Source organism: Paenibacillus ginsengarvi, from assembly GCF_003626695.1.
Classification (GTDB): Bacteria; Bacillota; Bacilli; order Paenibacillales; family NBRC-103111; genus Paenibacillus_AB; species Paenibacillus_AB ginsengarvi.
In genome coordinates, this window is sequence record NZ_RBAH01000038.1 from 36515 (window position 1) to 60748 (window position 24234).

The 24234-nt window shown below is 50.0% G+C and carries 41 protein-coding genes and 1 rRNA gene; 40 read left to right on the top strand and 2 right to left on the bottom strand.

From position 1 onward, the window contains the following. Positions 1-4 precede the first annotated feature (4 nt). The 36 genes from rplD (at position 5) to D7M11_RS33010 (ending at position 20195) form a co-directional block, all read left to right on the top strand. Positions 5-628 (top strand): 50S ribosomal protein L4, encoded by a 624-nt coding sequence (rplD, locus tag D7M11_RS32835; RefSeq protein ID WP_120751502.1) that lies wholly within the window; start codon positions 5-7, stop codon positions 626-628. Further along, positions 628-918 carry a 50S ribosomal protein L23 gene (gene rplW, locus D7M11_RS32840; protein WP_120751503.1) on the top strand — a complete coding sequence of 97 codons (291 nt, stop codon included), beginning with the start codon at positions 628-630 and terminating at the stop codon, positions 916-918. The genes rplD and rplW overlap by 1 nt, the downstream gene beginning before the upstream one ends. 26 nt (positions 919-944) lie before the next feature. Beyond that, on the top strand, positions 945-1775 hold the full coding sequence (gene rplB, locus D7M11_RS32845; protein ID WP_120751504.1) for a 50S ribosomal protein L2: 831 nt from the start codon (positions 945-947) through the stop codon (positions 1773-1775). Positions 1776-1815: 40 nt separating this feature from the next. Beyond that, positions 1816-2088 carry a 30S ribosomal protein S19 gene (gene rpsS, locus D7M11_RS32850; RefSeq protein WP_120751505.1) on the top strand — a complete coding sequence of 91 codons (273 nt, stop codon included), beginning with the start codon at positions 1816-1818 and terminating at the stop codon, positions 2086-2088. 37 nt (positions 2089-2125) lie between these two features. Beyond that, the gene (gene rplV, locus D7M11_RS32855; RefSeq protein WP_120751506.1) at positions 2126-2458 is read left to right on the top strand and encodes a 50S ribosomal protein L22; all 333 of its coding nucleotides are present in this window, start codon (positions 2126-2128) and stop codon (positions 2456-2458) included. 14 nt (positions 2459-2472) lie between these two features. Continuing rightward, positions 2473-3135, top strand: a complete 663-nt coding sequence (rpsC, locus tag D7M11_RS32860) for a 30S ribosomal protein S3 (protein WP_120751507.1) — start codon at positions 2473-2475, stop codon at positions 3133-3135. Positions 3136-3137: 2 nt separating this feature from the next. Further along, positions 3138-3575: a 50S ribosomal protein L16 gene (rplP, locus tag D7M11_RS32865; protein WP_120751508.1), complete on the top strand. Its 438-nt coding sequence runs from the start codon at positions 3138-3140 to the stop codon at positions 3573-3575. Further along, positions 3562-3759 carry a 50S ribosomal protein L29 gene (gene rpmC / locus D7M11_RS32870; protein ID WP_120751509.1) on the top strand — a complete coding sequence of 66 codons (198 nt, stop codon included), beginning with the start codon at positions 3562-3564 and terminating at the stop codon, positions 3757-3759. Before rplP ends, rpmC begins: the two co-directional genes overlap by 14 nt. 56 nt (positions 3760-3815) lie before the next feature. Beyond that, a complete protein-coding gene (rpsQ, locus tag D7M11_RS32875) occupies positions 3816-4079 on the top strand; it encodes a 30S ribosomal protein S17 (protein ID WP_120751510.1) in 264 nt (87 codons plus the stop codon). 39 nt (positions 4080-4118) lie between these two features. After that, complete coding sequence (rplN, locus tag D7M11_RS32880) at positions 4119-4487, top strand: 50S ribosomal protein L14 (RefSeq protein WP_120751511.1); 369 nt, start codon at positions 4119-4121, stop codon at positions 4485-4487. A gap of 49 nt (positions 4488-4536) precedes the next feature. Then, the gene (gene rplX, locus D7M11_RS32885; protein WP_120751512.1) at positions 4537-4890 is read left to right on the top strand and encodes a 50S ribosomal protein L24; all 354 of its coding nucleotides are present in this window, start codon (positions 4537-4539) and stop codon (positions 4888-4890) included. 31 nt (positions 4891-4921) lie between these two features. Continuing rightward, positions 4922-5464 carry a 50S ribosomal protein L5 gene (rplE, locus tag D7M11_RS32890; RefSeq protein WP_120751513.1) on the top strand — a complete coding sequence of 181 codons (543 nt, stop codon included), beginning with the start codon at positions 4922-4924 and terminating at the stop codon, positions 5462-5464. Positions 5465-5497: 33 nt separating this feature from the next. Further along, the gene (locus D7M11_RS32895) at positions 5498-5683 is read left to right on the top strand and encodes a type Z 30S ribosomal protein S14 (RefSeq protein ID WP_120751514.1); all 186 of its coding nucleotides are present in this window, start codon (positions 5498-5500) and stop codon (positions 5681-5683) included. 33 nt (positions 5684-5716) lie between these two features. After that, positions 5717-6115, top strand: a complete 399-nt coding sequence (rpsH, locus tag D7M11_RS32900) for a 30S ribosomal protein S8 (protein ID WP_120751515.1) — start codon at positions 5717-5719, stop codon at positions 6113-6115. A gap of 30 nt (positions 6116-6145) precedes the next feature. After that, on the top strand, positions 6146-6688 hold the full coding sequence (gene rplF, locus D7M11_RS32905; RefSeq protein WP_120751516.1) for a 50S ribosomal protein L6: 543 nt from the start codon (positions 6146-6148) through the stop codon (positions 6686-6688). 96 nt (positions 6689-6784) lie between these two features. Next, on the top strand, positions 6785-7153 hold the full coding sequence (gene rplR, locus D7M11_RS32910) for a 50S ribosomal protein L18 (protein WP_120751517.1): 369 nt from the start codon (positions 6785-6787) through the stop codon (positions 7151-7153). A 28-nt stretch (positions 7154-7181) separates the two neighbouring features. Continuing rightward, a complete protein-coding gene (rpsE, locus tag D7M11_RS32915; protein ID WP_120751518.1) occupies positions 7182-7679 on the top strand; it encodes a 30S ribosomal protein S5 in 498 nt (165 codons plus the stop codon). 14 nt (positions 7680-7693) lie between these two features. Then, complete coding sequence (gene rpmD, locus D7M11_RS32920; protein ID WP_120751519.1) at positions 7694-7876, top strand: 50S ribosomal protein L30; 183 nt, start codon at positions 7694-7696, stop codon at positions 7874-7876. Positions 7877-7927: 51 nt separating this feature from the next. Further along, positions 7928-8368 (top strand): 50S ribosomal protein L15, encoded by a 441-nt coding sequence (gene rplO / locus D7M11_RS32925; RefSeq protein ID WP_120751520.1) that lies wholly within the window; start codon positions 7928-7930, stop codon positions 8366-8368. Further along, complete coding sequence (secY, locus tag D7M11_RS32930; RefSeq protein ID WP_120751521.1) at positions 8368-9675, top strand: preprotein translocase subunit SecY; 1308 nt, start codon at positions 8368-8370, stop codon at positions 9673-9675. Before rplO ends, secY begins: the two co-directional genes overlap by 1 nt. A gap of 51 nt (positions 9676-9726) precedes the next feature. Continuing rightward, positions 9727-10377: an adenylate kinase gene (locus D7M11_RS32935; RefSeq protein WP_120751522.1), complete on the top strand. Its 651-nt coding sequence runs from the start codon at positions 9727-9729 to the stop codon at positions 10375-10377. Further along, on the top strand, positions 10377-11141 hold the full coding sequence (gene map, locus D7M11_RS32940) for a type I methionyl aminopeptidase (RefSeq protein ID WP_120751523.1): 765 nt from the start codon (positions 10377-10379) through the stop codon (positions 11139-11141). The genes D7M11_RS32935 and map overlap by 1 nt, the downstream gene beginning before the upstream one ends. Beyond that, positions 11141-11458, top strand: coding sequence for a KOW domain-containing RNA-binding protein (locus D7M11_RS32945; protein ID WP_120751524.1), 318 nt, complete (start codon positions 11141-11143; stop codon positions 11456-11458). The genes map and D7M11_RS32945 overlap by 1 nt, the downstream gene beginning before the upstream one ends. Positions 11459-11460: 2 nt before the next feature. Beyond that, positions 11461-11679, top strand: a complete 219-nt coding sequence (gene infA / locus D7M11_RS32950; RefSeq protein WP_110843848.1) for a translation initiation factor IF-1 — start codon at positions 11461-11463, stop codon at positions 11677-11679. Positions 11680-11766: 87 nt separating this feature from the next. Beyond that, on the top strand, positions 11767-11880 hold the full coding sequence (gene rpmJ / locus D7M11_RS32955; protein WP_022738894.1) for a 50S ribosomal protein L36: 114 nt from the start codon (positions 11767-11769) through the stop codon (positions 11878-11880). A 21-nt stretch (positions 11881-11901) separates the two neighbouring features. After that, positions 11902-12270, top strand: a complete 369-nt coding sequence (gene rpsM, locus D7M11_RS32960; RefSeq protein WP_120751525.1) for a 30S ribosomal protein S13 — start codon at positions 11902-11904, stop codon at positions 12268-12270. A gap of 17 nt (positions 12271-12287) precedes the next feature. Beyond that, entirely contained in the window at positions 12288-12686 is a 399-nt protein-coding gene (gene rpsK, locus D7M11_RS32965) for a 30S ribosomal protein S11 (protein WP_120751526.1), read from the top strand. A gap of 129 nt (positions 12687-12815) precedes the next feature. After that, positions 12816-13760, top strand: coding sequence for a DNA-directed RNA polymerase subunit alpha (locus tag D7M11_RS32970; protein ID WP_120751527.1), 945 nt, complete (start codon positions 12816-12818; stop codon positions 13758-13760). 35 nt (positions 13761-13795) lie between these two features. Next, positions 13796-14164 (top strand): 50S ribosomal protein L17, encoded by a 369-nt coding sequence (rplQ, locus tag D7M11_RS32975; RefSeq protein WP_120751528.1) that lies wholly within the window; start codon positions 13796-13798, stop codon positions 14162-14164. 85 nt (positions 14165-14249) lie between these two features. Continuing rightward, positions 14250-14993 carry a tRNA pseudouridine(38-40) synthase TruA gene (gene truA, locus D7M11_RS32980; RefSeq protein ID WP_120751529.1) on the top strand — a complete coding sequence of 248 codons (744 nt, stop codon included), beginning with the start codon at positions 14250-14252 and terminating at the stop codon, positions 14991-14993. 245 nt (positions 14994-15238) lie between these two features. After that, on the top strand, positions 15239-15676 hold the full coding sequence (rplM, locus tag D7M11_RS32985; RefSeq protein ID WP_120751530.1) for a 50S ribosomal protein L13: 438 nt from the start codon (positions 15239-15241) through the stop codon (positions 15674-15676). A gap of 19 nt (positions 15677-15695) precedes the next feature. Then, on the top strand, positions 15696-16088 hold the full coding sequence (gene rpsI, locus D7M11_RS32990; RefSeq protein ID WP_120751531.1) for a 30S ribosomal protein S9: 393 nt from the start codon (positions 15696-15698) through the stop codon (positions 16086-16088). 223 nt (positions 16089-16311) lie between these two features. Continuing rightward, on the top strand, positions 16312-17004 hold the full coding sequence (locus D7M11_RS32995) for a phosphoadenylyl-sulfate reductase (RefSeq protein ID WP_120751532.1): 693 nt from the start codon (positions 16312-16314) through the stop codon (positions 17002-17004). 25 nt (positions 17005-17029) lie between these two features. Beyond that, positions 17030-18214, top strand: a complete 1185-nt coding sequence (gene sat, locus D7M11_RS33000) for a sulfate adenylyltransferase (protein WP_120751533.1) — start codon at positions 17030-17032, stop codon at positions 18212-18214. 70 nt (positions 18215-18284) lie between these two features. Next, the gene (gene cwlD / locus D7M11_RS33005) at positions 18285-19025 is read left to right on the top strand and encodes an N-acetylmuramoyl-L-alanine amidase CwlD (RefSeq protein WP_120751534.1); all 741 of its coding nucleotides are present in this window, start codon (positions 18285-18287) and stop codon (positions 19023-19025) included. 87 nt (positions 19026-19112) lie between these two features. Continuing rightward, positions 19113-20195 (top strand): Mrp/NBP35 family ATP-binding protein, encoded by a 1083-nt coding sequence (locus D7M11_RS33010; protein WP_275671755.1) that lies wholly within the window; start codon positions 19113-19115, stop codon positions 20193-20195. 62 nt (positions 20196-20257) lie between these two features. Here D7M11_RS33010 and gerD read toward each other — a convergent pair whose 3' ends face one another. After that, on the bottom strand, positions 20258-20968 hold the full coding sequence (gerD, locus tag D7M11_RS33015) for a spore germination lipoprotein GerD (RefSeq protein WP_120751536.1): 711 nt from the start codon (positions 20966-20968) through the stop codon (positions 20258-20260). A 184-nt stretch (positions 20969-21152) separates the two neighbouring features. Between gerD and D7M11_RS33020 the strand changes: the two genes are divergently transcribed. Then, complete coding sequence (locus D7M11_RS33020; RefSeq protein ID WP_158606962.1) at positions 21153-21785, top strand: KinB-signaling pathway activation protein; 633 nt, start codon at positions 21153-21155, stop codon at positions 21783-21785. Positions 21786-21868: 83 nt separating this feature from the next. Here D7M11_RS33020 and pdaB read toward each other — a convergent pair whose 3' ends face one another. Then, positions 21869-22651 carry a polysaccharide deacetylase family sporulation protein PdaB gene (pdaB, locus tag D7M11_RS33025; RefSeq protein ID WP_120751538.1) on the bottom strand — a complete coding sequence of 261 codons (783 nt, stop codon included), beginning with the start codon at positions 22649-22651 and terminating at the stop codon, positions 21869-21871. A 148-nt stretch (positions 22652-22799) separates the two neighbouring features. Between pdaB and D7M11_RS33030 the strand changes: the two genes are divergently transcribed. The 3 genes from D7M11_RS33030 to D7M11_RS33040 all read left to right on the top strand — a co-directional run. Then, on the top strand, positions 22800-23411 hold the full coding sequence (locus D7M11_RS33030; protein ID WP_120751539.1) for a stage II sporulation protein M: 612 nt from the start codon (positions 22800-22802) through the stop codon (positions 23409-23411). Between the two features lie 135 nt (positions 23412-23546). Further along, positions 23547-23762: a hypothetical protein gene (locus D7M11_RS33035; RefSeq protein WP_120751543.1), complete on the top strand. Its 216-nt coding sequence runs from the start codon at positions 23547-23549 to the stop codon at positions 23760-23762. A gap of 355 nt (positions 23763-24117) precedes the next feature. Further along, positions 24118-24234 (top strand): 16S ribosomal RNA (locus D7M11_RS33040); the annotation flags it as partial.

Genomic DNA, 24234 nt, shown 5'->3' on the forward strand with positions numbered 1-24234 from the left:
AAACATGCCAAAAGTAGCACTGTTTAACGTTAGCGGAGCACAAGTGGGCGAAGTGGAATTGGCGGACGCAGTATTCGGCATCGAACCGAATAAGTTCGTTGTTCATTCCGCAGTTGTACTGCAGCAAGCTTCCCAGCGTCAAGGCACGCACAAAACGAAGGGCCGTTCGGAAGTTCGTGGCGGCGGCCGCAAACCTTGGAAACAAAAAGGAACGGGCCGCGCTCGTCAAGGCAGCATCCGCTCTCCGCAATGGAAAGGCGGCGGCGTCGTATTCGGACCGACTCCTCGCAGCTATGGCTTCAAATTGCCTAAGAAAGTTCGTCGTCTTGCGATCAAATCCGTGCTTTCGTCGAAAGTAATCGACAGCGAAATCATCGTTCTCGATGGACTGTCTCTGGCAGCGCCTAAGACGAAGGAGTTTGTCGCGATCTTGAACAACCTGAAAGTCGAGCGTAAAGCTTTGGTTGTTACCGGCAGCTATGATGACAATGTAGCCCTGTCCACTCGTAATATTCCTGGCGTGAAATTCGTTTCTGCCGAAGGGATTAACGTACTTGACGTGCTCGCGCACGACAAGCTGATCATTACGAGGGATGCAGTTCAGAAAGTAGAGGAGGTGCTTGCGTAATGAAGAACCCACGCGATATTATCAAGCGCCCGATTATTTCGGAGAAGTCCAGCGATTTGATGGCTGCTAACACTTATGTGTTCGAAGTCGACAAACGTGCGAATAAAACGGAAATCAAATTGGCGATTCAAGAAATTTTCAAAGTGAAAGTCGAGAAAGTGAACACGATGGTCGTTCCAGCCAAACCGAAACGTTATGGCCGTTACAACGGATATACGTCGGAATGGAAAAAAGCGATCGTATCTTTGGGTAAAGACAGCAAGCCGTTGGAATTTTTTGAGACGGTTTAATTTTATGAAGCAAGGAGGGAAACAGCGTGCCTATCAAATCGTTTAAGCCGACTTCGCCGTCCAAACGGCAAATGACGGTTTCTACTTTCGAAGAGATTACGGCCTCCCAGCCGGAGAAGTCCTTGCTTGCTCCGCTTAAAGGGAAAGCCGGCCGTAACAACCAAGGTAAAATCACGGTTCGCCATCAAGGCGGCGGACATAAACGCAAATACCGGATTATCGATTTTAAACGCAACAAGGATGGAATACCAGGTCGCGTTGCTACAATCGAGTATGATCCGAACCGTACGGCTAACATTGCGCTGATCAACTACGCTGACGGTGAAAAACGCTACATTCTTTCGCCTAAAGGGTTGAAAGTCGGCGATACGGTTTACTCCGGTCCTGAATCGGACATCAAGATCGGCAACGCACTGCCGCTTGAGAACATTCCGGTAGGTTCGGTTATCCACAACATTGAGCTGAGGCCTGGCAAAGGCGGACAATTGGTTCGCGCTGCAGGAACGAGCGCTCAATTGCTTGGTAAAGAAGGCGAGTATGTTTCGCTTCGTTTGTCCTCGGGTGAAATGCGCCGCATTTTGAAAGTATGCCGCGCGACGATCGGTTCCGTAGGTAACGAAGACCATGAGCTTATCAACGTTGGTAAAGCAGGACGCAACCGTTGGCTCGGCAAACGCCCGACCGTTCGCGGTGTCGTCATGAACCCAGTTGATCACCCGCACGGCGGTGGTGAAGGCCGCGCTCCAATCGGACGCAAATCGCCTATGTCGCCTTGGGGCAAGCCTACGCTCGGATACAAAACGCGCAAGAAGAAAAAAGCGTCCAACAAGTACATTATCCGTCGCCGCACGAAATAAGGACGGAACGTCTCGATTGGATGAAAGGAGGATTTCGTAAATGGGCCGCAGTTTGAAAAAAGGACCTTTCGTGGACGGATACCTGCTGAAAAAAGTAGAGGCCGTCGGACAGAAAAAAATGGTCATCAAGACTTGGTCTCGCCGCTCGACCATTTTCCCGCAATTCATCGGGCATACGTTCGCCGTATACGACGGCAGAAAGCACGTGCCGGTTTATGTGACGGAGGATATGGTAGGACATAAGCTCGGCGAATTCGCGCCGACGCGTACGTATAAAGGGCATGACGATGACAAGAAAACCGGCAAGCGGTAATTGAGAATAACCTGATGTTTGGAGAGGAGGTACTTCCATGCAAGCAAAGGCACATGCGAATCATATTCGCATCGCTCCTCGTAAAGTGCGACTCGTGATCGACTTGATTCGAGGCAAGAATGTTGGCGATGCCGTCGCCATTCTGCGCAATACGCCGCGTTCCGCGTCTCCGGTAGTGGAGAAGCTGCTCAACTCGGCGATCGCCAATGCCGAGCACAACTTCTCGCTTGACCCTAATAAGCTGGTTGTTGCTGAAGCATACGTGAACCAAGGTCCTACATTGAAACGTATTCGTCCGCGTTCGCAAGGACGGGCATTCAAGATTTTGAAGCGGACCAGCCACATTACGCTCGTGGTATCTGAAAAATAAGGGAGGGATAAAGTGTGGGTCAAAAGGTAAGCCCAATAGGCCTCAGAATTGGTGTTATCCGCGATTGGGAATCCAAATGGTATGCCGATAAAGAGTTCGGCACGCTCCTGATGGAAGACGTCAAAATTCGCGAGTACTTGAAAAACAAGCTGAAAGATTCGGCAGTTTCTCATATCGATATCGAACGTGCGGCTAACCGCGTCAACGTCACGATTCATACGGCCAAGCCTGGTATGGTAATCGGTAAAGGCGGCGCAGAAGTCGAAGTGATCCGCAATACTATCGCTTCGATGTCCGGCAAAAAAGTTCATATTAACATTGCCGAAATCAAAAATCCGGAGCTCGACGCAGTCCTCGTTGCCGAAAGCATCGCTCAACAGCTGGAACGCCGCATTTCGTTCCGCCGCGCGATGAAACAAGCGATTCAACGGACGATGAGAGCAGGAGCGAAAGGAATCAAGACTGGCGTAAGCGGTCGTCTGGGCGGCGCGGAAATTGCTCGGAGCGAAGGCTACAGCGAAGGTACGGTTCCTCTTCACACGCTTCGTGCGGATATTGATTACGGAACGGCGGAAGCACATACGACTTACGGACGGATCGGCGTTAAAGTCTGGATCTATCGCGGAGAAGTACTTCCGGCAGCGAAGAAAAAGGACGCTAAGGAAGGAGGAAACTAATCATGTTGTTGCCTAAACGCGTCAAACACCGCAAGGAGCAACGCGGTAATATGAAAGGCCGCGCCAAAGGCGGCACGGACATCGCGTTCGGCGAATACGGATTGCAGGCTCTTGAGCCGGCTTGGGTAACCAACCGTCAAATCGAGGCAGCCCGTATCGCCATGACCCGTTACATCAAACGGGGCGGTAAAGTATGGATTAAAATTTTTCCTTCCAAGCCGATCACGCAAAAGCCTCTCGAGGTTCGGATGGGTAGCGGTAAAGGTAACGTCGAGAAATGGGTTGCTGTTGTAAAGCCAGGTAAAATTTTGTTCGAACTGGCTGGGGTGAGCGAAGAAATTGCTCGCGAAGCGATGCGTCTTGCTTCCCACAAGCTCCCGATCAAGACGAAATTTGTGAAACGTGAAGAAGTGGGTGGTGAAGCAAATGAAAGCCAGTGAATTTCGCAACCTGACCACTGCTGAAATCGAGCAAAAGATTTCCGGATTTAAGGAAGAGTTGTTCAACCTCCGTTTTCAATTGGCGACGGGCCAACTGGACAATCCGATTCGACTTCGTGAGCTTCGCAAGGAGATTGCCCGCGCGAAGACGATCATTCGTGAACGAGAACTCGGGATTAGCTAACACGATGCAAATTTCATGAAAGAAATTTGTCATCACATTTGAGAGGAGGGCAATCCATGGAACAACGCAACGAACGCAAAGTGCAGATCGGTAAAGTCGTAAGCGACAAAATGGACAAAACGATCGTTGTCGCCGTAGAGACTTACAAGAAGCACAGCCTGTACCACAAACGTATCAAGTATACGAAAAAGTTCAAGGCTCACGACGAAAACAACGAAGCGAAAATCGGCGATACGGTTAAAATCATGGAGACTCGTCCGCTGTCGAAAGACAAACGGTTCAGACTCGTGGAAATCGTCGAAAAAGCGGTCCTTGTATAAATCGGACGGAAGCATATATTTTGAAAGGAGGGCACTTCGATGATCCAACCATTTACACGACTGAATTCCGCTGACAATTCCGGCGCCAAGCAGCTGATGTGTATCCGCGTTCTGGGTGGTACCGGCCGTCGCGTAGGAGCGATTGGCGATCTGATCATTTGCTCCGTGAAAGAAGCAACACCAGGCGGCGTTGTCAAGAAAGGCGACGTTGTCAAGGCTGTTATCGTTCGTACGAAAAGCGCTGCTCGTCGTAAAGACGGCTCGTACATTCGTTTCGACGAAAATGCCGCTGTAATCGTGAAGGACGACAAAAGCCCGCGCGGAACCCGTATTTTTGGCCCAGTCGCCCGTGAACTTCGCGATAAAGATTATATGAAAATCGTATCCCTGGCACCGGAAGTTATCTGATCGGCTCCAGCGAGATTGCTAATTGGCAAGTATTGGAGGTGTAACGAAGATGCCGAAAGCGAAAAAACAGCTTGAGTCGCATAACAATAAGCTGCATGTGAAAAAAGAAGATACGGTAATCGTCATTACCGGTAAAGATAAAGGCAAAAAAGGTCGCGTTATTGCCGCTTATCCCCGTGAAAATCGCGTTCTTGTAGAAGGCGTGAACATGGTGAAGAAGCATCAAAAACCGAACCAGCAAAACCCGCAAGGCGGAATCCTGACGCAGGAAGCTCCGATTCACGTGTCCAACGTGATGCTGCTCGACCCGAAAAGCGGACAACCGACTCGCGTCGGCTACAAAGTACTGGATAACGGTACTAAAGTACGCGTAGCGAAAAAATCGGGCGAAGTGATCGACTAATTATTCCGTTTAGAAAGGAGGTCCATCCTGAATGGCAACAAGAATGAAAGATCGTTTCCTGAACGAAGTAACTCCTGCTCTGATGCAGAAGTTTAACTATACGACTGTCATGCAAGTGCCGAAAATCGAGAAAGTCGTCATCAATATGGGTGTCGGCGATGCGGTAGGCAACTCGAAAGTAATCGACACGGCCGTTAACGATATGCAAATTATCGCGGGTCAAAAACCGGTTGTAACGCGTGCGAAAAATTCGATTGCAGGCTTTAAAGTTCGTGAGAACATGCCGATCGGGGTTAAAGTAACACTTCGCGGCGATCGCATGTATTACTTCCTCGACAAGCTGTTCAACATCGCTTTGCCTCGCGTACGCGACTTCCACGGCGTATCGAAGAAAGCGTTCGACGGACGCGGCAACTACACGCTCGGAATCAAGGAACAACTCATTTTCCCTGAAATCGAGTATGACAAAGTTGACAAAGTTCGCGGTATGGACATCGTTATCGTCACCACTGCCAAAACGGACGAAGAATCTCGCGAGCTGCTCGAACAACTCGGGATGCCGTTCGTGAAATAAGATCGGAAATCTGTAGAGTTCGGAGGTGTAACAGTGGCAAAAACTTCGATGATCATTAAGCAACAACGCAAACCGAAGTTCAAGGTTCAAGCTTATACGCGCTGCGAGCGTTGCGGTCGTCCGCACTCTGTACTGCGCAAGTTCAAAATTTGCCGTATCTGTTTCCGTGAATTGGCTTACAAAGGTCAAATTCCTGGTGTGAAAAAAGCAAGCTGGTAATCAACCCGTCTTTAGGAAGGAGGTTTGCAACTAATGGTTATGTCAGATCCGATTGCAGATATGCTTACGCGCATTCGCAATGCAAACGTCGTGCGTCATGAAACGGTAGAAGTTCCCGCTTCGAAAATCAAAAGAGAAATTGCTGAGATTTTGAAGAAAGAGGGCTTCATCCGCGACGCTGAATATATCGAAGACAGCAAACAAGGGATTATCCGTATGTTCCTGAAATACGGCCCGAATCAAGAACGCGTCATCACCGGCCTGAAACGCATCAGCAAACCGGGACTTCGCGTGTATGCGAAAAGCCAGGAAGTGCCGAAAGTTCTCGGCGGTCTCGGAATCGCCATCCTGTCGACGTCGAAAGGCCTGATGAGCGACAAGGATGCCCGCCACTCGAAAGCCGGCGGCGAAGTAATTTGCTACGTATGGTAATCTACATCTTGTAAGAATGGAGGTGTGACTATGTCTCGTATCGGTCGCAAGCCCATAGCAATCCCTGCTGGGGTAAATGTCTCGCTCGATAACACGGTTATTACGGTAAAAGGCCCAAAAGGGACGCTGAGCCGTGAAGTTCATAAAGATATGAAAGTCGTTGTAGAAGAAGGCAACATTAATGTTGAACGTCCTTCCGACAACAAACTGCACCGTTCCCTTCACGGTACGACTCGCAGCGTCATCAACAATATGGTGGGCGGCGTAACGGAAGGTTACTCGAAGTCGCTTGATCTCGTAGGCGTCGGTTACCGCGCCAACAAAACAGGCAACAAGCTCGTTCTGAACGTGGGTTACTCCCATCCGGTCGAAATCGTTCCCGAGAACGGTATCGAATTCGAAGTTCCGACCAACACGAAAATTATCGTGAAGGGGATCGACAAGGAGCTTGTCGGAGCAACTGCTGCAAAAGTGCGTTCCGTCCGCGAGCCGGAGCCGTATAAAGGCAAAGGTATCAAGTACGAAAACGAACGGATTCTTCGCAAAGAAGGAAAAGCCGGCAAGAAGAAGTAAGCTTCGCTTCCGGCTGCACGGTCCTTCAAGGATCGCTTAAACGACTAAGAAGCGCAGTCTAAGGCTTCTTGGCAGAAAGGAAGGAGTGAACACACGATGATTACCAAAGGCGACAAGAACAAAGCCCGCCATAAAAGACATCTGCGCGTGCGCAAGAAAATCAGCGGCACGCAGGATCGTCCTCGCTTGAACATTTTCCGTTCCTCCAAGCATATGTACGCTCAACTCATCGACGATGTGAATGGAGTTACGCTTGCATCCGCATCGACGCAAGATAAGGAATTGAAAGAGCAAATCGAGAACGGCGGCAACATTGACGCAGCTCAAAAAGTCGGCGCTCTTGTAGCTCAGCGCGCAAAAGAAAAAGGAATCAGCGGAGTCGTATTCGACCGCGGCGGTTACTTGTACCACGGACGCGTTCAAGCACTCGCTGACGCAGCCCGCGAAGCAGGGCTCGAGTTCTAATCGAGATCTTTAAAAGGAGGTAAACGACTTGCGTGTAGATCCCAATACATTGGACCTGAAAGAAAAGCTGGTTAACCTGAACCGCGTTGCGAAAGTTGTTAAAGGCGGACGCCGTTTCAGCTTTAGCGCACTTGTCGTCGTTGGCGACGGCAACGGTTGGGTAGGCGCCGGTATCGGTAAAGCGGCGGAAGTGCCTGACGCGATTCGCAAAGGCATCGAAGACGCTAAGAAAAACCTGATTCACGTACCGATCGTAGGCACTACGATCCCGCATCAGGTTATCGGCCGTTTCGGAGCTGGGCGCGTTTTGCTCAAGCCTGCTTCGAAAGGTACGGGAGTTATTGCCGGAGGCCCTGTTCGTGCAGTTTTGGAACTGGCCGGAGTCGGCGACATTTTGACGAAATCGCTCGGATCTTCCAATTCCATTAACATGGTGAATGCGACTTTGGAAGGTTTGCAACGTTTGAAGCGGGCTGAAGATGTAGCTAAGCTTCGCGGCAAAACGGTTGAAGAGCTTCTCGGTTAAGGAGGTAAAAACCAGTGGCCAAGCAATTGCAAGTTACTCTCAAGCGCAGCTTGATCGGCCGCCCGGAAAGCCAACGCGTAACCGTTAGAACGCTCGGTTTGCGTAAGCTTCATCAGACGGTCGTTCATAACGACGCTCCGTCGATTCGCGGCATGATCAACCAAGTGATTCACTTGGTGGAAGTTAAAGAAGTATAAGATACGGACATCCCAGTTCGTTTTAACAAACTTGTTGAGGAGGTGCACCTGATGAAGTTACACGAACTTTCACCTGCACCGGGTTCGAAAAAAACTCGCAACCGTGTAGGTCGCGGGGTCGGAAGCGGAAACGGCAAAACTTCAGGTAAAGGTCACAAAGGTCAAAACGCACGCTCCGGCGGCGGCGTTCGCCCGGGCTTCGAAGGCGGACAGAACCCTCTGTACCGTCGTTTGCCTAAACGCGGCTTCAACAATCCATTCCGCACGGAATACGCGATTGTTAACCTCGGAGATTTGAGTCAGTTTGAGGCAGGTACGGAAGTAACTCCGGAACTGCTTTTGCAATCGGGTATCGTTAAAAACCCGAAAGACGGTATCAAGATTTTGGGTAACGGCGAGCTTACTGTCGGCCTGACAGTTAAAGCGAATAAGTTCTCTCAATCTGCCGTCGAAAAGATCCAAGCTGCCGGCGGTAAAACCGAGGTGATCTGATGTTCAAGACGTTTTCCAACATCATGAAGGTACAAGATCTGAGAAGAAGAATCATCTTTACTCTTCTCCTCTTGATCGTGTACCGAATCGGCGCTTTTATACCGGTGCCGAACATCGATTCGGATATACTGAAAAGCATCGATCAATCGAGCAGTGGCGGCGTCTTCGGCTTGCTGAACACTTTCTCCGGCGGCGCCTTGTTCCAGTTTTCTATTTTCGCACTCGGGATTATGCCGTACATCACCTCATCGATTATTGTGCAGCTGCTGTCGATGGACGTCGTTCCCCGTTTTGCGCAATGGGCGAAAGAAGGCGAGGTCGGCCGAAAGAAGCTGGGGCAGATTACCCGTTACGGCACTATCGTACTCGGGTTGATTCAAGCTTACAGTGTAGCCTTCGGCTTTAACCGGCTTTACGGGATGCAGCTCGTTTTGGATCCCGGGTTTACGACTTATCTGCTGATCGCAATCGTGCTGACGGCGGGTACCGCCTTCCTGATGTGGCTCGGGGAGCAAATCACTGAGCATGGCATCGGCAACGGGATTTCGATCATCATTTTCGCCGGTATTATTGCCTCGATTCCGAACGGCATTAACATGATCTACTTGAACATGTTCGCCGAATCGGCAGAGGGCACCTTGTTCCTGAACATATTGAAAGTCTTGATCATTTTGCTCGTGATTGTCGCGATCGTGGTCGGCGTCATTTTCGTTCAGCAAGGGGTTCGCAAAATTCCGGTGCAATATACGAAACGCGTCGTCGGACGTAAGATGTACGGCGGCCAATCGACTCACATTCCGCTTAAGGTCAATGCTGCTGGGGTTATCCCGGTTATCTTCGCTTCTTCGCTGCTCGTGTTCCCGCCAACGATCGCTCAGTTTTGGCGCGGTAACGTCGTCGCGGACTGGATTATTCACAACTTGTCGTACACCGCCGCACTCGGTATGGTGTTGTACGTCCTGCTGATTGTCGGTTTCACGTACTTCTACACGTTCGTGCAAATCAATCCGGTTCAGATGGCTGATCAGATGAAGAAAAACGGAGGCTATATTCCGGGAATTCGGCCGGGTAAGCCGACCGCGACTTACATGACTCGCGTTATGACCCGTATTACGTTGTCGGGCGCAATCTTCTTGGCGCTCATCTCGATTTTGCCAGTGTTCTTTACGAATCTTGCGGGGCTTCCCCAGCAGGTGACGATCGGCGGCACTTCGCTCCTGATCGTGGTCGGGGTTGCACTGGAGACGATGAAGCAGATCGAGAGCCAATTGATCAAACGACACTACAAAGGGTTTATTAACAAGTAACGCATGTAGGACGTTTTCGCCAGCGGAAACTCCAAGAAGAGGGTGCGAACGTTGAATATTCTTTTCATGGGTCCTCCGGGAGCCGGTAAAGGAACGCAAGCCGAACGTATCGTTGACGAATTCCGTGTTCCGCACATTTCGACCGGCGACGTCTTTCGTGCCGCCATGCGCGAAGGTACGCCGATGGGCATCGAAGCGAAAAAGTATGTCGATCAGGGCTTGTACGTAACTGACGAAATTACGAACGGAATTGTCAAGGAGCGTTTGGAGCAGCCAGATTGCGCGGGCGGCTTTTTGCTCGACGGATATCCGAGAACGATCGCGCAGGCGGAAGCTCTCGACGAAATGCTGGCTGCAATGGGGAAACGGATCCATCACGTCATTGATTTGAAGGTCGATCGCAATTTGCTGCTCGGCCGTTTGACCGGACGACGCATCTGCAAATCATGCGGCTCGACCTACCATGTGTTGTTCAACCCTCCGAAGACTGAGGGCGTTTGTGACAAATGCTCGGGCGAGCTGTACCAGCGTTCCGACGACTCCGAAGAGAAGGTAGGCACACGCCTGGACGAGTATACGACCAAAACGGCGCCGCTTCTCGAGTATTACGGGCAAAAGGATCTGGTTCGTTCGGTCGATGGCGAGCAGGATATCGACAAAGTAACGGCTGACATCTCATCGTTGCTGCGAGGTAAGGCTTGATGATCATTTGTAAGTCTGAAGCTGAACTGGAGCTTATGCGGGAAGCCGGCCGGATTGTAGCGGAAACGCACCGGCTCATGCTTAAGTCGGTTCAGCCCGACATTACAACAAGGGAACTGGATCATATCGCGGAGACGTATATTCGTAATCAAGGCGCTATACCATCTTTTAAAGGCTATAACGGTTTTCCTGCCAGCATCTGTGCTTCGGTTAACGATGAGCTGGTTCACGGATTCCCCGGTGACAGAAAGCTGAAGGAAGGCGACATCGTAAGCATCGATATCGGAGCGCAGTACAGAGGATACCACGGCGATTCGGCCTGGACATATCCGGTAGGGACGGTAAGCGATACGGCCCGAAAGCTGCTTGAAGTGACGGAGCGTTCGCTTTATGCCGGATTGGCTAAAGCGAAAGAGGATGTCCGCCTGTATACTATCTCGCACGCGATTCAGGCATGCGTGGAAGAAGAAGGTTTTTCGATTGTGCGCGAGTATGCCGGGCACGGAATCGGTCAAAACTTGCATGAAGAGCCGGATATTCCGAATTATGGGATGCCGGGCCACGGTCCGCTTCTCAAGGCGGGCATGGTTCTAGCCATTGAACCGATGGTTACTGCCGGTGAACGTTACGTACGAACGCTTGAAGACAATTGGACGGTCGTTACGGTCGACGGCTCGTTATGCGCGCACTTTGAGCATACGATCGCGATTACCTCGAACGGATTCGAAATATTGACCCAATCCGCAGGAACGGGTGAATCTTGATGAGCGTTACGGAACCCGCGATTGTACCCGAGATCGGAAGAATCGTGAAGGTGCTTCGCGGACGCGAGCAGGAGCAGTACGCTGTAATCGTCCAGATCATCGATGAGCGGTTCGTGAGTATCGCCGACGGCCATAAACGCAAGTTTGACGGATCGAAGAAAAAAAACCTGCTTCATCTGGAGCTGCTCCCCGAAGTGAGCGGCGAGGTAGCCGGCAGTATTATGGAGACGGGGCGCGTTACCAACGGCAAGCTTCGTTTCGCACTGAACAAGTATAAGCTAAGCGTGCAATCCGAAGCGCATGAGAAAGGAGAATGACCGTGGCCAAAGAAGATGTGATCGAGGTAGAAGGTAAAGTTATCGAACCTCTTCCGAACGCGATGTTCAAGGTGGAGCTCGAAAATGGACATCAGGTACTGGCCCACGTTTCGGGTAAAATCCGGATGCACTTTATCCGTATCTTGCCTGGAGATAAAGTTACAGTAGAGTTGTCGCCCTACGATTTGAGCAGAGGCCGGATCACGTATCGGTTCAAATAAAGTAAAGATCAAATCCGGATTTTTCCGGAGCCATAGTATCGCTTACGAAGAAGCTTTCTCACAGAAAGCTCTCAGGAGGTAATAATCATGAAGGTAAGACCGTCGGTCAAACCGATCTGCGAAAAATGCAAAGTTATTCGTCGCAAGGGCGCAGTCATGGTCATTTGCGAAAATCCGAAGCATAAGCAAAAACAAGGATAAGAAGGAGGTGCACGATCACTAATGGCTCGTATAGCTGGAGTAGACTTGCCCCGTGATAAACGCGTAGAAATCGCGCTCACCTACATTTTCGGAATCGGTAAAACGACTTCCCAAAAAATCATCGCCGAAACCGGCGTTAACCCGAACACTCGCGTTCGCGATTTGACGGAAGATGAAGTGAGCAAGATCCGCGAGAACATCGACAAGACACAAAAAGTAGAAGGCGACCTTCGCCGTGAAATCGCCCTGAACATCAAGAGGCTGGTTGAAATCGGCTGCTATCGCGGTATTCGTCATCGTCGCGGTTTGCCGGTTCGCGGTCAACGCACCAAAACAAACGCTCGTACCCGTAAAGGTCCTCGTCGTACAGTAGCGAATAAGAAGAAATAATAGGGGGGATAACTCTCATGGCTAAACCAAAAAAAGCAGCGGCCCGGACGAAACGTCGTGACCGCAAAAATATTGAATCTGGAGTGGCTCATATTCGTTCGACGTTCAACAACACGATCGTAACGATTACGGACCCTCATGGCAATGCGATTTCCTGGGCAAGCGCAGGTAACCTGGGCTTCAAAGGATCGCGTAAAAGCACTCCATTTGCTGCACAAATGGCTGCCGAATCGGCCGCAAAAGCAGCAATGGAGCATGGAATGAGAGCAGTTGAAGTTATGGTTAAAGGTCCTGGCGCAGGCCGCGAAGCCGCTATTCGCTCGCTTCAAGCCGCTGGGCTGGAAGTGAACTTGATCAAAGACGTAACTCCGGTTCCGCATAACGGTTGCCGTCCGCCGAAACGTCGTCGTGTCTGAGTTGTAGTGGTTCCTATAGTATAAATATCCGAAACATGTGAATAATGGTTGTGGACGATAGGCATACTATGACTTTTTGCGTTTGCAGGAATCCAGAGGGAAACGACGTTTTTAAGGAGGGTTAAGTTCATGATCGAAATTGAAAAGCCAAAAATCGAAACCGTTGAACTAGACGAAGACGGGAAATACGGCAAGTTCGTGATCGAACCGCTGGAGCGCGGATACGGCACAACGCTTGGCAACTCCTTGCGCCGCATCCTGCTTTCTTCGTTGCCGGGCGCGGCTGTCAATTCGGTTCAAATCGACGGGGTACTGCACGAGTTTTCGACGGTACCGGGCGTAATGGAGGATGTAACGGAGATTATCCTGAACTTGAAGGGATTGTCTTTGAAAATACATTCCGACGAGGAGAAGGTACTCGAGATCGACGCCGAAGGCGAAGGCAACGTTGTAGCCGGCGATATTCGCGCCGACAGCGATGTGGAAATCCTTAATCCGGATTTGCATATTGCTACGCTTGCTTCCGACGCCAGATTGCATATGCGCATTCATGCAGGCCGCGGCAGAGGCTACGTACCAGCAGATCGGAACAAGAGAGAGGATCAACCGATTGGAGTAATCCCGGTGGACTCGATCTATACGCCGATTTCTCGCGTCAACTATAGCGTCGAAAACACCCGTGTCGGTCAAGTCACGAACTACGACAAACTTACCCTCGAAGTGTGGACCGATGGAAGCGTTCGACCGGAAGAAGCCGTCAGTCTTGGCGCTAAAATTTTGACCGAGCATTTGATGCTGTTTGTCGGGCTTACCGATGAAGCGAAAGATGCGGAAATTATGGTCGAAAAAGAAGAAGACAAGAAAGAAAAAGTGTTGGAGATGACCATCGAAGAGCTTGATCTTTCGGTGCGCTCCTACAACTGCTTGAAGCGTGCGGGCATTAATACCGTGCAAGAGCTGATCACGAAAACCGAAGAAGATATGATGAAGGTGCGTAACCTGGGTCGTAAGTCTTTGGAGGAAGTTCAAGAGAAGCTGGAAGAGCTGGGGCTCGGATTACGCGCGGAAGATTAATGCTTTGATGGACTACAGAAGGAGGGGAATGACACATGGCATACCAAAAATTGGGTCGTGACACGAGCGCGCGCAAAGCGTTGTTCCGTGACATGGTAACCGACCTGTTCCTATATGAACGCATTCAGACTACCGAAGCGAAGGCGAAAGAAGTTCGCTCCATCGCGGAGAGACTGATTACGCTCGCTAAGCGCGGCGATCTTCATGCTCGTCGTCAAGTAGCTGCGTTCGTACGTCGTGAACAGCTGGAAGGTTCGGAGAACGATGCTATTCAGAAGCTGTTTTCTGAACTGGCAACTCGTTATTCCGAGCGTCCGGGCGGTTACACGCGCATCTTGAAGCTCGGGCCTCGTCGAGGCGATGCAGCTCCAATGGTTTACTTGGAACTGGTAGATCGAGCTTAATCGACCGGCTGAAAGGGTGGACAGAATCGTTGATTCTGCTGAAGCCCTTTTTTTGTCTTGGCAAGGTGAAGGTGGATCGTCCTTTATGAGAAATATCGTCATGTCGATATGTTACGATGGAACCGCCTATTACGGGTTCCAGTCCCAACCGGGCGGTAATACGATTCAAGACTATATCGAAGCGGCAATCGAGCAGCTCACGGGAGAGAACATCATCCTCACCTCGTCGGGACGAACTGATGCGGGAGTACATGCCAGAAGCCAAATCATCAACTTTCAAACCGCGTCCTCCATCCCGCTCGAGCGGTGGGCATTCGCGCTTAATTCGCGTCTGCCTCCGGATATTCGCATCCTGGAGGCGCGTATGGCGGATCCGGACTTCCACGCGCGCAGATGGGCCAAGAGAAAGACGTACCGGTATACGATCAATCACAATCGAATCCCGGACGTATTCCAGCGACATATGCAATTTCATCATCCGGCTTCCCTTGACGTGGAAGCGATGCGCCATGCGCTGCAGACGCTTGTTGGCGAACATGATTTCACCTCCTTTTGCTCCGTAAAGTCGACCAAACCGTCCCATGTTCGAACGATTTACGAGGTTTCGCTGGAGTTGGACCCGCATGTCCCGGGCGTTATCCATATCTTTGTAACCGGCAACGGATTTTTGCAGCATATGGTTCGCATTATTGTGGGAACGCTGCTGCAAATCGGAGAAGGAAAGCGGAGCGCGGAAGACATGAGCGGCATACTCGCCGCCCGAAGTCGTTCAAAAGCAGGGCCGACGGCCATGTCGCACGGATTGATGCTTTGGGATGTCGTGTACTGATGGCGAAATTTTCGCAGGCGTTCGTTTTCGACTTGCGCTACGCCCGGAAATGTTGTATTATATAACTTGGCTTTCACGATGGGTATCCCACGCCCCGCGTCGTGGAAACGAATGATTTTGGTTTTACGGAATGCTCGATTTTTGCTAAGTACAAGATTAAACCGCCGCTGAATGCGGTGTTTCATCCTTGAAGTACGTCGGGTAGACGTTTTTCTTCTGGAGATTCATTTAGGAGGACAATGCGAATGCGTACCACATATATGGCCAAGGCCAACCAAGTTGAGAAGAAATGGTACATTATCGACGCTGCCGGCCAAACGCTCGGTCGTATGGCTAGCGAAGCGGCTTCGATTTTGCGCGGTAAAACGAAACCGGAGTTCACGCCGCACGTTGATACCGGAGATTTCGTTATTATCATCAATGCCGATAAGGTCGAACTGACCGGCAAAAAATTGCTGCAAAAGAAATACTACCGCCACTCGCAATACCAAGGCGGTTTGAAAACGACGACTGCACAAGAAATGCTGAATAATAAGCCTGAGCGCATGATCGAACTGGCCGTATTCGGTATGCTGCCTAAGAACCGTTTGGGCGACGCACTCAAAACCAAATTGAAAGTATATGCCGGCTCGGAGCACCCGCATCAAGCACAGCAACCCGAAGTTTGGCAACTTCGCGGATAATTAGAGGGAGGATCTGTTCATGGCACAAGTTCAATACTATGGAACCGGCCGTCGGAAACACTCGGTAGCACGCGTACGTCTTGTACCGGGCGAAGGTCAAATCGTAATCAATTCTCGTTCGCTGGACGAATATTTCGGACTGGAAACGCTCAAGCTGATCGTGAAACAACCGCTCGCCTTGACGGAAACAGTCGGTAAATACGACGTAATCGTTATTGCAAACGGCGGCGGCACTACGGGCCAAGCCGGTGCGATTCGTCACGGCATTTCCCGCGCTTTGCTCAAAGCCGATCCGGAATTCCGTGGCTCCTTGAAGCGCGCTGGCTTCCTAACGCGCGACCCGCGGATGAAAGAACGTAAAAAGTACGGCTTGAAAGCTGCTCGCCGTGCGCCTCAGTTCTCGAAACGTTAATCAAACTCAAGCTATCGAAACAAGCCTTTTCCGTATTCGCGGAAAAGGCTTTTTCTTTTTCACCAATGTTCAAAATAGCCATAATATAAGGATGTGCCCAACATTCCGGAATTGTTCATAACAGTTGCTATTGACACACCATAAATTAACTTTATAATGATTATATACCTTAATTCATATAAACAAACTCGGAAATAGACGAATACCAAGGAGGATCATACGAATGAACTTGCTTGAAAAAGAAGCGTTGATTCGCGACGCTGCCATTAACTTGGAAACCGAATCCCCGGAAAGCATCATTCGCTGGGCGGTCGAGAGATTCCCCAATATTACGTTTGCTTGCAGCTTTGGGGCTGAGGATGTCGTGCTTGTTGATATATTGCAAAAAGTATCGCCGAAAACCGACATTTTCTATTTGGATACGGATCTGCATTTCAAAGAAACGTACGAAACCCGCGATCGTCTGGAGGAGCGTTATGGGCTCAAATTCGTTCGTGTCAGCCCGAAATTAACGCTAGAGGAGCAAGCGGCCCAGCATGGAGAAGAGCTTTGGAAATCGAACCCGACGGGATGCTGCGATATTCGGAAAGTCGAGCCTCTGACGAGCATTTTGGGCCAGTACGAGGCCTGGATTACAGGCATCAGACGCGATCAGGCTCCTACAAGGGCCAATGCCAAAAAGATCGAATACGACGTGAAATTCGGTCTTGTAAAGTTTAATCCGATAGCAGACTGGACTTCGGAGGACGTCTGGAATTACATTCGTGAACATAATTTGATTTACAATCCGCTCCATGATCAGTATTATCCAAGTATCGGCTGCGAAAAATGTACGCGCCAAGTATTGCCTGGTGAAGATCCGCGTGCGGGAAGATGGTCAGGCTTCGAGAAGACGGAATGCGGGCTGCACAAATAACGTGAAAGCGGAGGGTAGGCATAAAATGAGCGAAACGATTAAGCCTCATGGCGGAACTCTTATTAATCGGGTTGTGTCTGGCGAGGAACGCGATAGACTGCTCAAGGAAGCTGTCCATTATCAGCAAATTCCGGTCAACAACTGGACCGTGTCGGATCTTGATCTGATCGGGATCGGCGCTTTTTCACCGCTAACCGGCTTTATGGAAGAACAAGACTATAAGTCGGTGCTGGAGCGTATGCGTCTGGCGAACGGGGCGGTGTGGAGCATTCCGATCGTCTTGCCGGTCGAAGAAGCACTCGCTGAACGTCTGCTGATCGGCGAGAAGGTGGCCCTGGTAGGTGAGGATGACCAGGTTGTATACGGCGTGCTGGACGTCCGCAGCGTGTATCAGGTTGATCAGCGGGAAGAAGCGGTCAAAGTATTCAAGACCGACGATATCGAGCACCCAGGCGTACAAAAGCTGTTTGAAAGGCCGAAAACGTATGTGGGCGGCCCGATTCAACTGCTTAACCGTCCGAAGCCGAGCAAATTTCAGGAGTTTTACTTCGATCCGGCGGAAACGCGCAAACGGTTCGTTCAGAACGGCTGGAAAACCGTAGTCGGCTTCCAAACCCGCAATCCTGTTCATCGTGCCCACGAATACATTCAAAAAATTGCTATGGAGATCGTTGACGGGCTGTTCCTGAACCCGCTGGTCGGCGAGACGAAATCGGATGACATTTCCGCCGATGTCCGCATGCGCAGCTATCTGGTACTGCTCGACAATTATTATCCGAAGCAGCGCACATTTTTGGGCGTATTTCCCGCAGCTATGCGTTATGCAGGCCCACGTGAGGCGATTTTTCACGCGATGGTGCGCAAAAATTATGGCTGTACCCATTTCATCGTAGGCCGCGATCACGCAGGCGTAGGCGATTATTACGGCACGTATGAAGCGCAGGAAATATTCAAAAACTTTAGCGCCGAAGATTTGGGCATTACGCCGCTTTTTTTCGAGCACAGCTTTTTTTGCACGAAATGCGGCAATATGGGAACGAGCAAGACGTGTCCGCATGACAAGTCGCACCATATGCATTTGTCCGGCACGAAGGTGCGGAGCATGCTCCGTGAAGGCATCTGCCCGCCGGCCGAATTTACGCGTCCGGAAGTGGCTAAGGTGCTGATTGAAGGAATGTCCGACCATCTTGTGCCATCGTCCAATACGTAGGTATATTTGTCCACCCTCGTCCATAAGATTTCTAATGAGAAGTCTTCCGGAACTGGGGTGGATTTTTGTTATGCGAAAACGTAGAGCGCGCATCGTCGTTTGGCTGAACACGAATGGAATGATGAAGCTCGTAATGTCCGCAGCGCTCGTTTTGCTGATGTTATTTCTGTTTACGTACGAACTGCCTTCCACGCGAACATGGTCGTATTGGACAATGCCGTTATCCGGTAAAGTCATCGCCGTTGATGCCGGTCACGGCGGACCGGATGGGGGAGCGGTCAGCAAGGAAGGTCTGGTGGAGAAAGAAGTCAACTTGGCGATATCGCTGTATTTGCGCGACTATCTGCAGCAAGCCGGCGCACTGGTCGTAATGACCCGTGAAGACGATCGCGATCTGGCCAGCGAAGTCACCAAAGGCTACAGCAAGCGAAAAACGGAAGATTTGCTTACCCGTGTGAGCTTCATCGAAAAGCAAAAGTCCGACATGTCGATCAGCATTCATCTGAACAGCATTCCTTCAAGTAAATGGAAGGGGGCGCAGTCGTTTTACTTTCCGACCAATGCGGAAGGGAAACGGCTGGCCGAATTGATTCAGCACGAGATCCGCACAAACCTGAATAATACCGATCGTTTGCCGCAAACGGAAGATGAATTTTATTTGCTGAAAGCCTTATCGATACCTGCCGTATTGGTGGAGGTCGGTTTCCTGTCGAATCCCGATGAAGCTCGACTGATGGCAGACTCGGTGTATCAGAAAAAAGTGGCGGAATCGATTTATCGTGGAATCGTCCGTTTTGTGACCGAGAAGTGAAGCTTGTCCGAAACCGATTCGTCCTCGTCTCGGACATGTGCTATAATGTTCGGAGATTCGATATCGCGTTACGGGAGGCTGCTTGTCATGAATCGGGAACAAGTGCTGGAGAAGCTTCGCCATCTGCAAGATCCGACATACCGGAAATCGATGGTCGAGTTAAATATGATCAGAGACGTTATGGTAAAAGAGAGCGGCATCGCCATGAGTGTTCTTCTGTCGTCCTCGTCCGATGAAGAAGCCCGCAAAAGCGAGCTGCGCGCTTTAATTACGGAAACGCTTGGGCAGGAAGGCGTTGCCGACGTGCATATCCGTTTTCGTACGATGTCCGATTTCGAGCGGGAAGAAGCGGTCAAGAAAAGTGCGGTTCCAACACCGGAGCCGGTAAAAGCGACCCCTACGAATGTGCTGGGGGAAGATTCGAAAACAACGTTCATCGCTGTGGCGAGTGGTAAAGGCGGAGTAGGCAAATCGACTGTGGCAGTTAATCTGGCTGTCGCGCTGGCTCGGAAGGGAAAAAAGGTCGGCATTATCGATGCGGACATATACGGCTTCAGCGTACCGGACATGATGGGGATCGAGGAACGGCCGGAAATCGTCGACCAGTTGATCCGACCGATCGAGCGTTTTGGGGTTAAAGTGATGTCGATGGGCTTTTTCGTACAGGACAACGCTCCTGTTATATGGCGTGGACCGATGCTTGGCAAAATGCTGAAAAACTTTTTTAACGAGGTGGAGTGGGGCGAGCTTGACTACATGGTGCTCGATCTTCCGCCGGGAACGGGCGATGTTGCTCTCGATGTGCATCAGATGATTCCGCAAAGCAAGGAAATTATCGTGACGACACCGCATGCAACGGCCGCATTCGTAGCCGCAAGGGCCGGGGCAATGGCGATCCATACAAACCATGAAATCATCGGCATCGTCGAAAATATGGCGTACTACGCCTGCGGACAATGCGGACACAAAGATTATGTCTTCGGCCGCGGAGGCGGCGGTAAGCTGGCGGAAGAGCTGCATACGCAGCTGTTGGCGCAAATTCCGCTTGGAGCTCCGGACAATCACCCGGCTGAGCCCGATTTTTCTCCATCCATATACAAGGCCGACACGGAAGCGGGAGCTATGTATCTGGAAGTGGCCGATGCGGTTATTCATAAATGCGAGGCATAACCAAACAGATTAAAGGGACTGGCTTAAAGCCTGTCCCTTTTTTGATGCTGGCGGTTTTAGAACTAACTTCCTTGACTTTGATCTCCGCTTTGGCTGCTATCTTGGCCATCCTTTTGGCCGCCCTTCTCATTCTTTTTCTGGCCTGACTTCGGCTGAGCTTCTTCTTCCATGACTTTTTTGAGCAGCTGCATCATTTCCAGCCTGTACAGAGGGCTCTGAATCGCTTCTTGCATGACGGTCATGATCTGCTGCCGATATTGGGCGCCTTTCATCGTATCCATCATAATTTTTTCAAAATCGGGATTTTTCATCAAATCGATCATTTGCTTCTGATATTCAGGGTCCTTCATCAAATCTTTTTGCAGCTGCTTATTTTCCTTTTGCAGCGCCTTGGCGAAATCACCAGCGAATTTGGGGTCCTTCATCATTGCCTTCAGCATTTTATCGCTGCCGTCGGAGGTGAGGACGTCTTTGACGATCATTTGCAGCTGCTGAGCATCTTGTTGGGATAACATCTGGATTTTTCCGCCACTGCCGCCTCCGCTTTGCGCAGATTGCGATTGGATCAGGCCTGAGGCCGATTCATCCCCGCCTTTGGACGCTTCTTTAATCGCCTTTTTCCCATCGTCAGACTTCAAAATGTCGAGCACCATCGATTTCGTATCTTTATACCCGGAGGAGGAGCTACCTTCCGAAGACGACCCGCTTCCGCATGAAATTAATAATGGCAGCAGCAGCAAAGCCGACACACCGCGAACTTTTCTCCAGTTCATGGGATCTGTTTGCTCCCTTCATGTAGTTTGAAGTTTGGTCGTAGTATTTGTACATGAAAGATGCTTTATGTTCGGAGATCGCTGGTTTTTTCGCCAAGCCTTCTTGCTGTTGTACGTACCCGTACAATTGGACTATAATGAGTTTGTTTGGTTCAAAAGGGATTTGGGCGGAGGGATTGGAAAGTTGACTTTAAAAAAATGGAATTATTTGTTCTGGACCACTTTGCTAATCGGGACCGTTTTCGGAATGATAACGAGTATCATTGTCAAACTTGTCGTTCCGGATTTCGATTTTCTCGGCATCTCCGTTGGTTGGTATGAATGGGTCTTTATGCTGTTCGGGGCCGGGATGATTGCTATGCTAAGCGAAATGGGTTTTTTCGCTTATTTGACCGTCCGTTTTGTCGCCATGAGTTTATTTCGCGGCAAACTGCTTTACTGGGACATCTTGCAGGTAGTCATTATCGTTATTGCTCTATTCGATATCGTCTATTTGCGTTATATCGGAGCCGATGAAGGAGTGGCGACTAGCTGGGTGCAGTACATTTTGCTGCCGATTCTCATCTTGATCGTAGCGGCCATAATAACACGTATGAAGGTGAAGGAAACCAATAAAAGCGCCCGCATTCCCACCTTGTTTTTTATGGTTGTCGTCACGATCTTGGAAGCGATACCTGCATTCAACCTGAACGAAACCGGCTATACGATCATTATGGTTGTCCCGCTGTTAGCCTGCAATGCGTGGCAAATTATGCTTCTCCATCGGCTGCTGCCGACAAAAAACAACAAACCGGAAGCTGCGCCTAAGGCCTCGTAGCCTTGCGAACGCCCAGTAAACATGAAAAAAAGAGCTAGCGGTTAGCTCTTTTTTTGCTTTTTGTAGCATATCATTAAAGCTGATTAAAAAATCTTGCCGCTCGTGGAGCGTTCGGCTTCTTTGTGTTCGACGCTTGTCTGTTGAAGAAGCTCACCTACCGTTACAAACTCGTATCCTTTGGCTCGAAGCTCGTCGATAATCGTTGGCAGTGCTTCGTGTGTTTGCGTGCAGGTGTCGCTAGCATGCATCAGCACTATATCGCCGGGATGCGCTTTGGTAACGACCCGGTTTACAATGTTGGAGACGCCTTTGTTCATCCAGTCAAGCGAATCCGTATCCCATTGAATCACTCTGTAATTCATTTCGCTGGCGATACGAAGCACCCGTTTATCGAAATCGCCGTTCGGCAGCCGGATTAGATTCGGGGCTTGACCTGTAGTTTGCTTCAAGATCGTATCGGCGCTTTGAATCTGCTCGCGTATTTCGTCATCCTTCAGTTTGCTGTAATTTACGTGTTTATGCCCGTGACTGCCGATTTCCCAGCCTCCCTTGACGATTTTTTGAACAATCTCGGGATGCTGCTGGCTCCAGGGGGAGGAGAGGAAGAATGTTGCTTTTTTAACCCCCTTGTCCTCCAGTATTTTGAGGATCGGCTCCGCCCGTTTGTCACCCCAGCTAATATCGAATGTCAGCGCAATGACCTTCTTGTCCGTCTCTACGCTATAAATGGCCGCCGGCTCGCTTTGAGAGAACACGGTAATATTACCGCTTTCGGAATAAACGATTCCAATTGCGAATAAAACGGCAATAAAAATAATCAAATACCGTTTCAGCTTCGTGCCGTTCATCACATAAAAGAAGTTCACGGCCTCGCTACCTCCTTGGTTTCCTTTCACAGCCATCATCGGCATTTCGCGAAAGGGCTTGGTTATGGTTTATAATACAATGTATGCTCGTACCGGAATGTTATGCCGGAGATGCAGGACATACCGTTACTAAATTCGGAGGGATCCAATGAAACCGAGGGACTTGTTTCGTCATTTCAAAGAAATGCAAAAATATTTCATCGCTGCTGCGCTCGTATTTCTGGCAGGCTTCGTGCTCGGTTATGCCGATTCGGCGAAGTTCGAGACGCTGCTGCAAAGCCAGATCCAGGGTCTTCAACAGCTCGCGCGTTCGATTGCGGCTAAAGATCATTCGATGCTGTGGTTGTTCGGATTCATTTTTTTAAACAATGCGTTGAAGTCGATATTTATTGTTTTTGCAGGCATTTTCTTCGGGGTACTTCCGCTTTTTTTCCTGCTTGTTAACGGTTTGGTACTCGGTTATTTGGCGAGTCTGCAAGTTCAAGGCGATCAGCTCGCCATGTTTCTCAAAGGGATTTTGCCGCATGGAATACTGGAGATACCCGCAATCGTAATCGCCTGCGCTTACGGAATCAGACTCGGGGCGATTATGGGAAAAGGATTTTTGCGGCTGCCTAGCAGTCAGGGTAGGCAGGTGTTCGTGGTCGAATTCAAACGATTTATGCAATTATCCGTGCCGCTCATGGGACTGCTTGTCGTAACCTTGCTTACGGCGGCAATTATTGAAAGCACCATTACTCCGTGGTTGATCGGCAAATAAGAAAAAAAGAACTTTTTTGTTCCGGGCGCCTCATAAAATTGGCAAATTGTGAGCATAACAGTAAAGCGGTGACAACATGGCTGGAACAGCGGATAGCGAATACCGACTTATCGCCAAGGGGAGCTTGACTGTATGATGCTCGGATTTTTGTTCAATCAGAGAGAGTGCAAAGAATTAGGCTATGTGCTGCGTAAAGAAATGGACGAAATGTTGTTCGATCTGAAGGATCACCGGCTGGAAAGCGATGTCAGAAAAGCGATCGAGCTGCGATACAAAGTTGTTTTTCGCATGTACGCCAGACTGGCATCGCCGAAAGATTTATCCCGTTATGCGCGAAACCAAAATTACTAAAAGTGGGCTGTGCATGGGAATAATCCGCGTCGGGTAAAATTTTTGTATATTTGTTCTTGACTTTCAAAATGAGAGTGTGGTAATCTAACCTTCGCAACAAACCACAAAGCTTGATCGGACAAGCGTTTCAGAAAAAGCAAAAAAGAAATGCTTGCAATTGGATAAGCGAGTGTGTTATATTAAAGAGGTCGTCGCTAATCCACACTGAATGGTGTAGACAAGCTTTTAGAAGACGGTTAAATGAATGATTTGCTCCTTGAAAACTGAACAACGAGCGTGCAAGTGAAGGTCTCGCAAGAGGCCACAACAAGCTAGTTAAGTAATGAGCTATCGGCTCATCTAATCAGGTTTTACCTTTTTGGAGAGTTTGATCCTGGCTCAGGACGAACGCTGGCGGCGTGCCTAATACATGCAAGTCGAGCGAATCCTTCGGGGTTAGCGGCGGACGGGTGAGTAACACGTAGGCAACCTG

Excerpts from the sequence above, each read along its gene's own strand:
- rplN (WP_120751511.1), top strand. The coding sequence starts at position 4,119 with ATGATCCAACCATTTACACGACTGAATTCCGCTGACAATTCCGGCGCC.
- map (WP_120751523.1), top strand. The coding sequence starts at position 10,377 with ATGATCATTTGTAAGTCTGAAGCTGAACTGGAGCTTATGCGGGAAGCC.
- rplX (WP_120751512.1), top strand. The coding sequence starts at position 4,537 with ATGCCGAAAGCGAAAAAACAGCTTGAGTCGCATAACAATAAGCTGCAT.
- D7M11_RS33010 (WP_275671755.1), top strand. The coding sequence starts at position 19,113 with ATGAATCGGGAACAAGTGCTGGAGAAGCTTCGCCATCTGCAAGATCCG.
- rplM (WP_120751530.1), top strand. The coding sequence starts at position 15,239 with ATGCGTACCACATATATGGCCAAGGCCAACCAAGTTGAGAAGAAATGG.
- cwlD (WP_120751534.1), top strand. The coding sequence starts at position 18,285 with ATGCGAAAACGTAGAGCGCGCATCGTCGTTTGGCTGAACACGAATGGA.
- rpsH (WP_120751515.1), top strand. The coding sequence starts at position 5,717 with ATGGTTATGTCAGATCCGATTGCAGATATGCTTACGCGCATTCGCAAT.
- rplD (WP_120751502.1), top strand. The coding sequence starts at position 5 with ATGCCAAAAGTAGCACTGTTTAACGTTAGCGGAGCACAAGTGGGCGAA.
- rplV (WP_120751506.1), top strand. The coding sequence starts at position 2,126 with ATGCAAGCAAAGGCACATGCGAATCATATTCGCATCGCTCCTCGTAAA.
- D7M11_RS32945 (WP_120751524.1), top strand. The coding sequence starts at position 11,141 with ATGAGCGTTACGGAACCCGCGATTGTACCCGAGATCGGAAGAATCGTG.
- rplE (WP_120751513.1), top strand. The coding sequence starts at position 4,922 with ATGGCAACAAGAATGAAAGATCGTTTCCTGAACGAAGTAACTCCTGCT.
- rplF (WP_120751516.1), top strand. The coding sequence starts at position 6,146 with ATGTCTCGTATCGGTCGCAAGCCCATAGCAATCCCTGCTGGGGTAAAT.
- D7M11_RS32995 (WP_120751532.1), top strand. The coding sequence starts at position 16,312 with ATGAACTTGCTTGAAAAAGAAGCGTTGATTCGCGACGCTGCCATTAAC.
- rpsQ (WP_120751510.1), top strand. The coding sequence starts at position 3,816 with ATGGAACAACGCAACGAACGCAAAGTGCAGATCGGTAAAGTCGTAAGC.
- rpmC (WP_120751509.1), top strand. The coding sequence starts at position 3,562 with ATGAAAGCCAGTGAATTTCGCAACCTGACCACTGCTGAAATCGAGCAA.
- rpsS (WP_120751505.1), top strand. The coding sequence starts at position 1,816 with ATGGGCCGCAGTTTGAAAAAAGGACCTTTCGTGGACGGATACCTGCTG.
- rpsM (WP_120751525.1), top strand. The coding sequence starts at position 11,902 with ATGGCTCGTATAGCTGGAGTAGACTTGCCCCGTGATAAACGCGTAGAA.
- rpsK (WP_120751526.1), top strand. The coding sequence starts at position 12,288 with ATGGCTAAACCAAAAAAAGCAGCGGCCCGGACGAAACGTCGTGACCGC.
- D7M11_RS33035 (WP_120751543.1), top strand. The coding sequence starts at position 23,547 with ATGCTCGGATTTTTGTTCAATCAGAGAGAGTGCAAAGAATTAGGCTAT.
- D7M11_RS32970 (WP_120751527.1), top strand. The coding sequence starts at position 12,816 with ATGATCGAAATTGAAAAGCCAAAAATCGAAACCGTTGAACTAGACGAA.
- gerD (WP_120751536.1), bottom strand. The coding sequence starts at position 20,968 with ATGAACTGGAGAAAAGTTCGCGGTGTGTCGGCTTTGCTGCTGCTGCCA.
- sat (WP_120751533.1), top strand. The coding sequence starts at position 17,030 with ATGAGCGAAACGATTAAGCCTCATGGCGGAACTCTTATTAATCGGGTT.
- rplQ (WP_120751528.1), top strand. The coding sequence starts at position 13,796 with ATGGCATACCAAAAATTGGGTCGTGACACGAGCGCGCGCAAAGCGTTG.
- rpmJ (WP_022738894.1), top strand. The coding sequence starts at position 11,767 with ATGAAGGTAAGACCGTCGGTCAAACCGATCTGCGAAAAATGCAAAGTT.
- rpsI (WP_120751531.1), top strand. The coding sequence starts at position 15,696 with ATGGCACAAGTTCAATACTATGGAACCGGCCGTCGGAAACACTCGGTA.
- rplP (WP_120751508.1), top strand. The coding sequence starts at position 3,138 with ATGTTGTTGCCTAAACGCGTCAAACACCGCAAGGAGCAACGCGGTAAT.
- rplW (WP_120751503.1), top strand. The coding sequence starts at position 628 with ATGAAGAACCCACGCGATATTATCAAGCGCCCGATTATTTCGGAGAAG.
- rplR (WP_120751517.1), top strand. The coding sequence starts at position 6,785 with ATGATTACCAAAGGCGACAAGAACAAAGCCCGCCATAAAAGACATCTG.
- secY (WP_120751521.1), top strand. The coding sequence starts at position 8,368 with ATGTTCAAGACGTTTTCCAACATCATGAAGGTACAAGATCTGAGAAGA.
- D7M11_RS33030 (WP_120751539.1), top strand. The coding sequence starts at position 22,800 with ATGAAACCGAGGGACTTGTTTCGTCATTTCAAAGAAATGCAAAAATAT.
- truA (WP_120751529.1), top strand. The coding sequence starts at position 14,250 with ATGAGAAATATCGTCATGTCGATATGTTACGATGGAACCGCCTATTAC.
- rplO (WP_120751520.1), top strand. The coding sequence starts at position 7,928 with ATGAAGTTACACGAACTTTCACCTGCACCGGGTTCGAAAAAAACTCGC.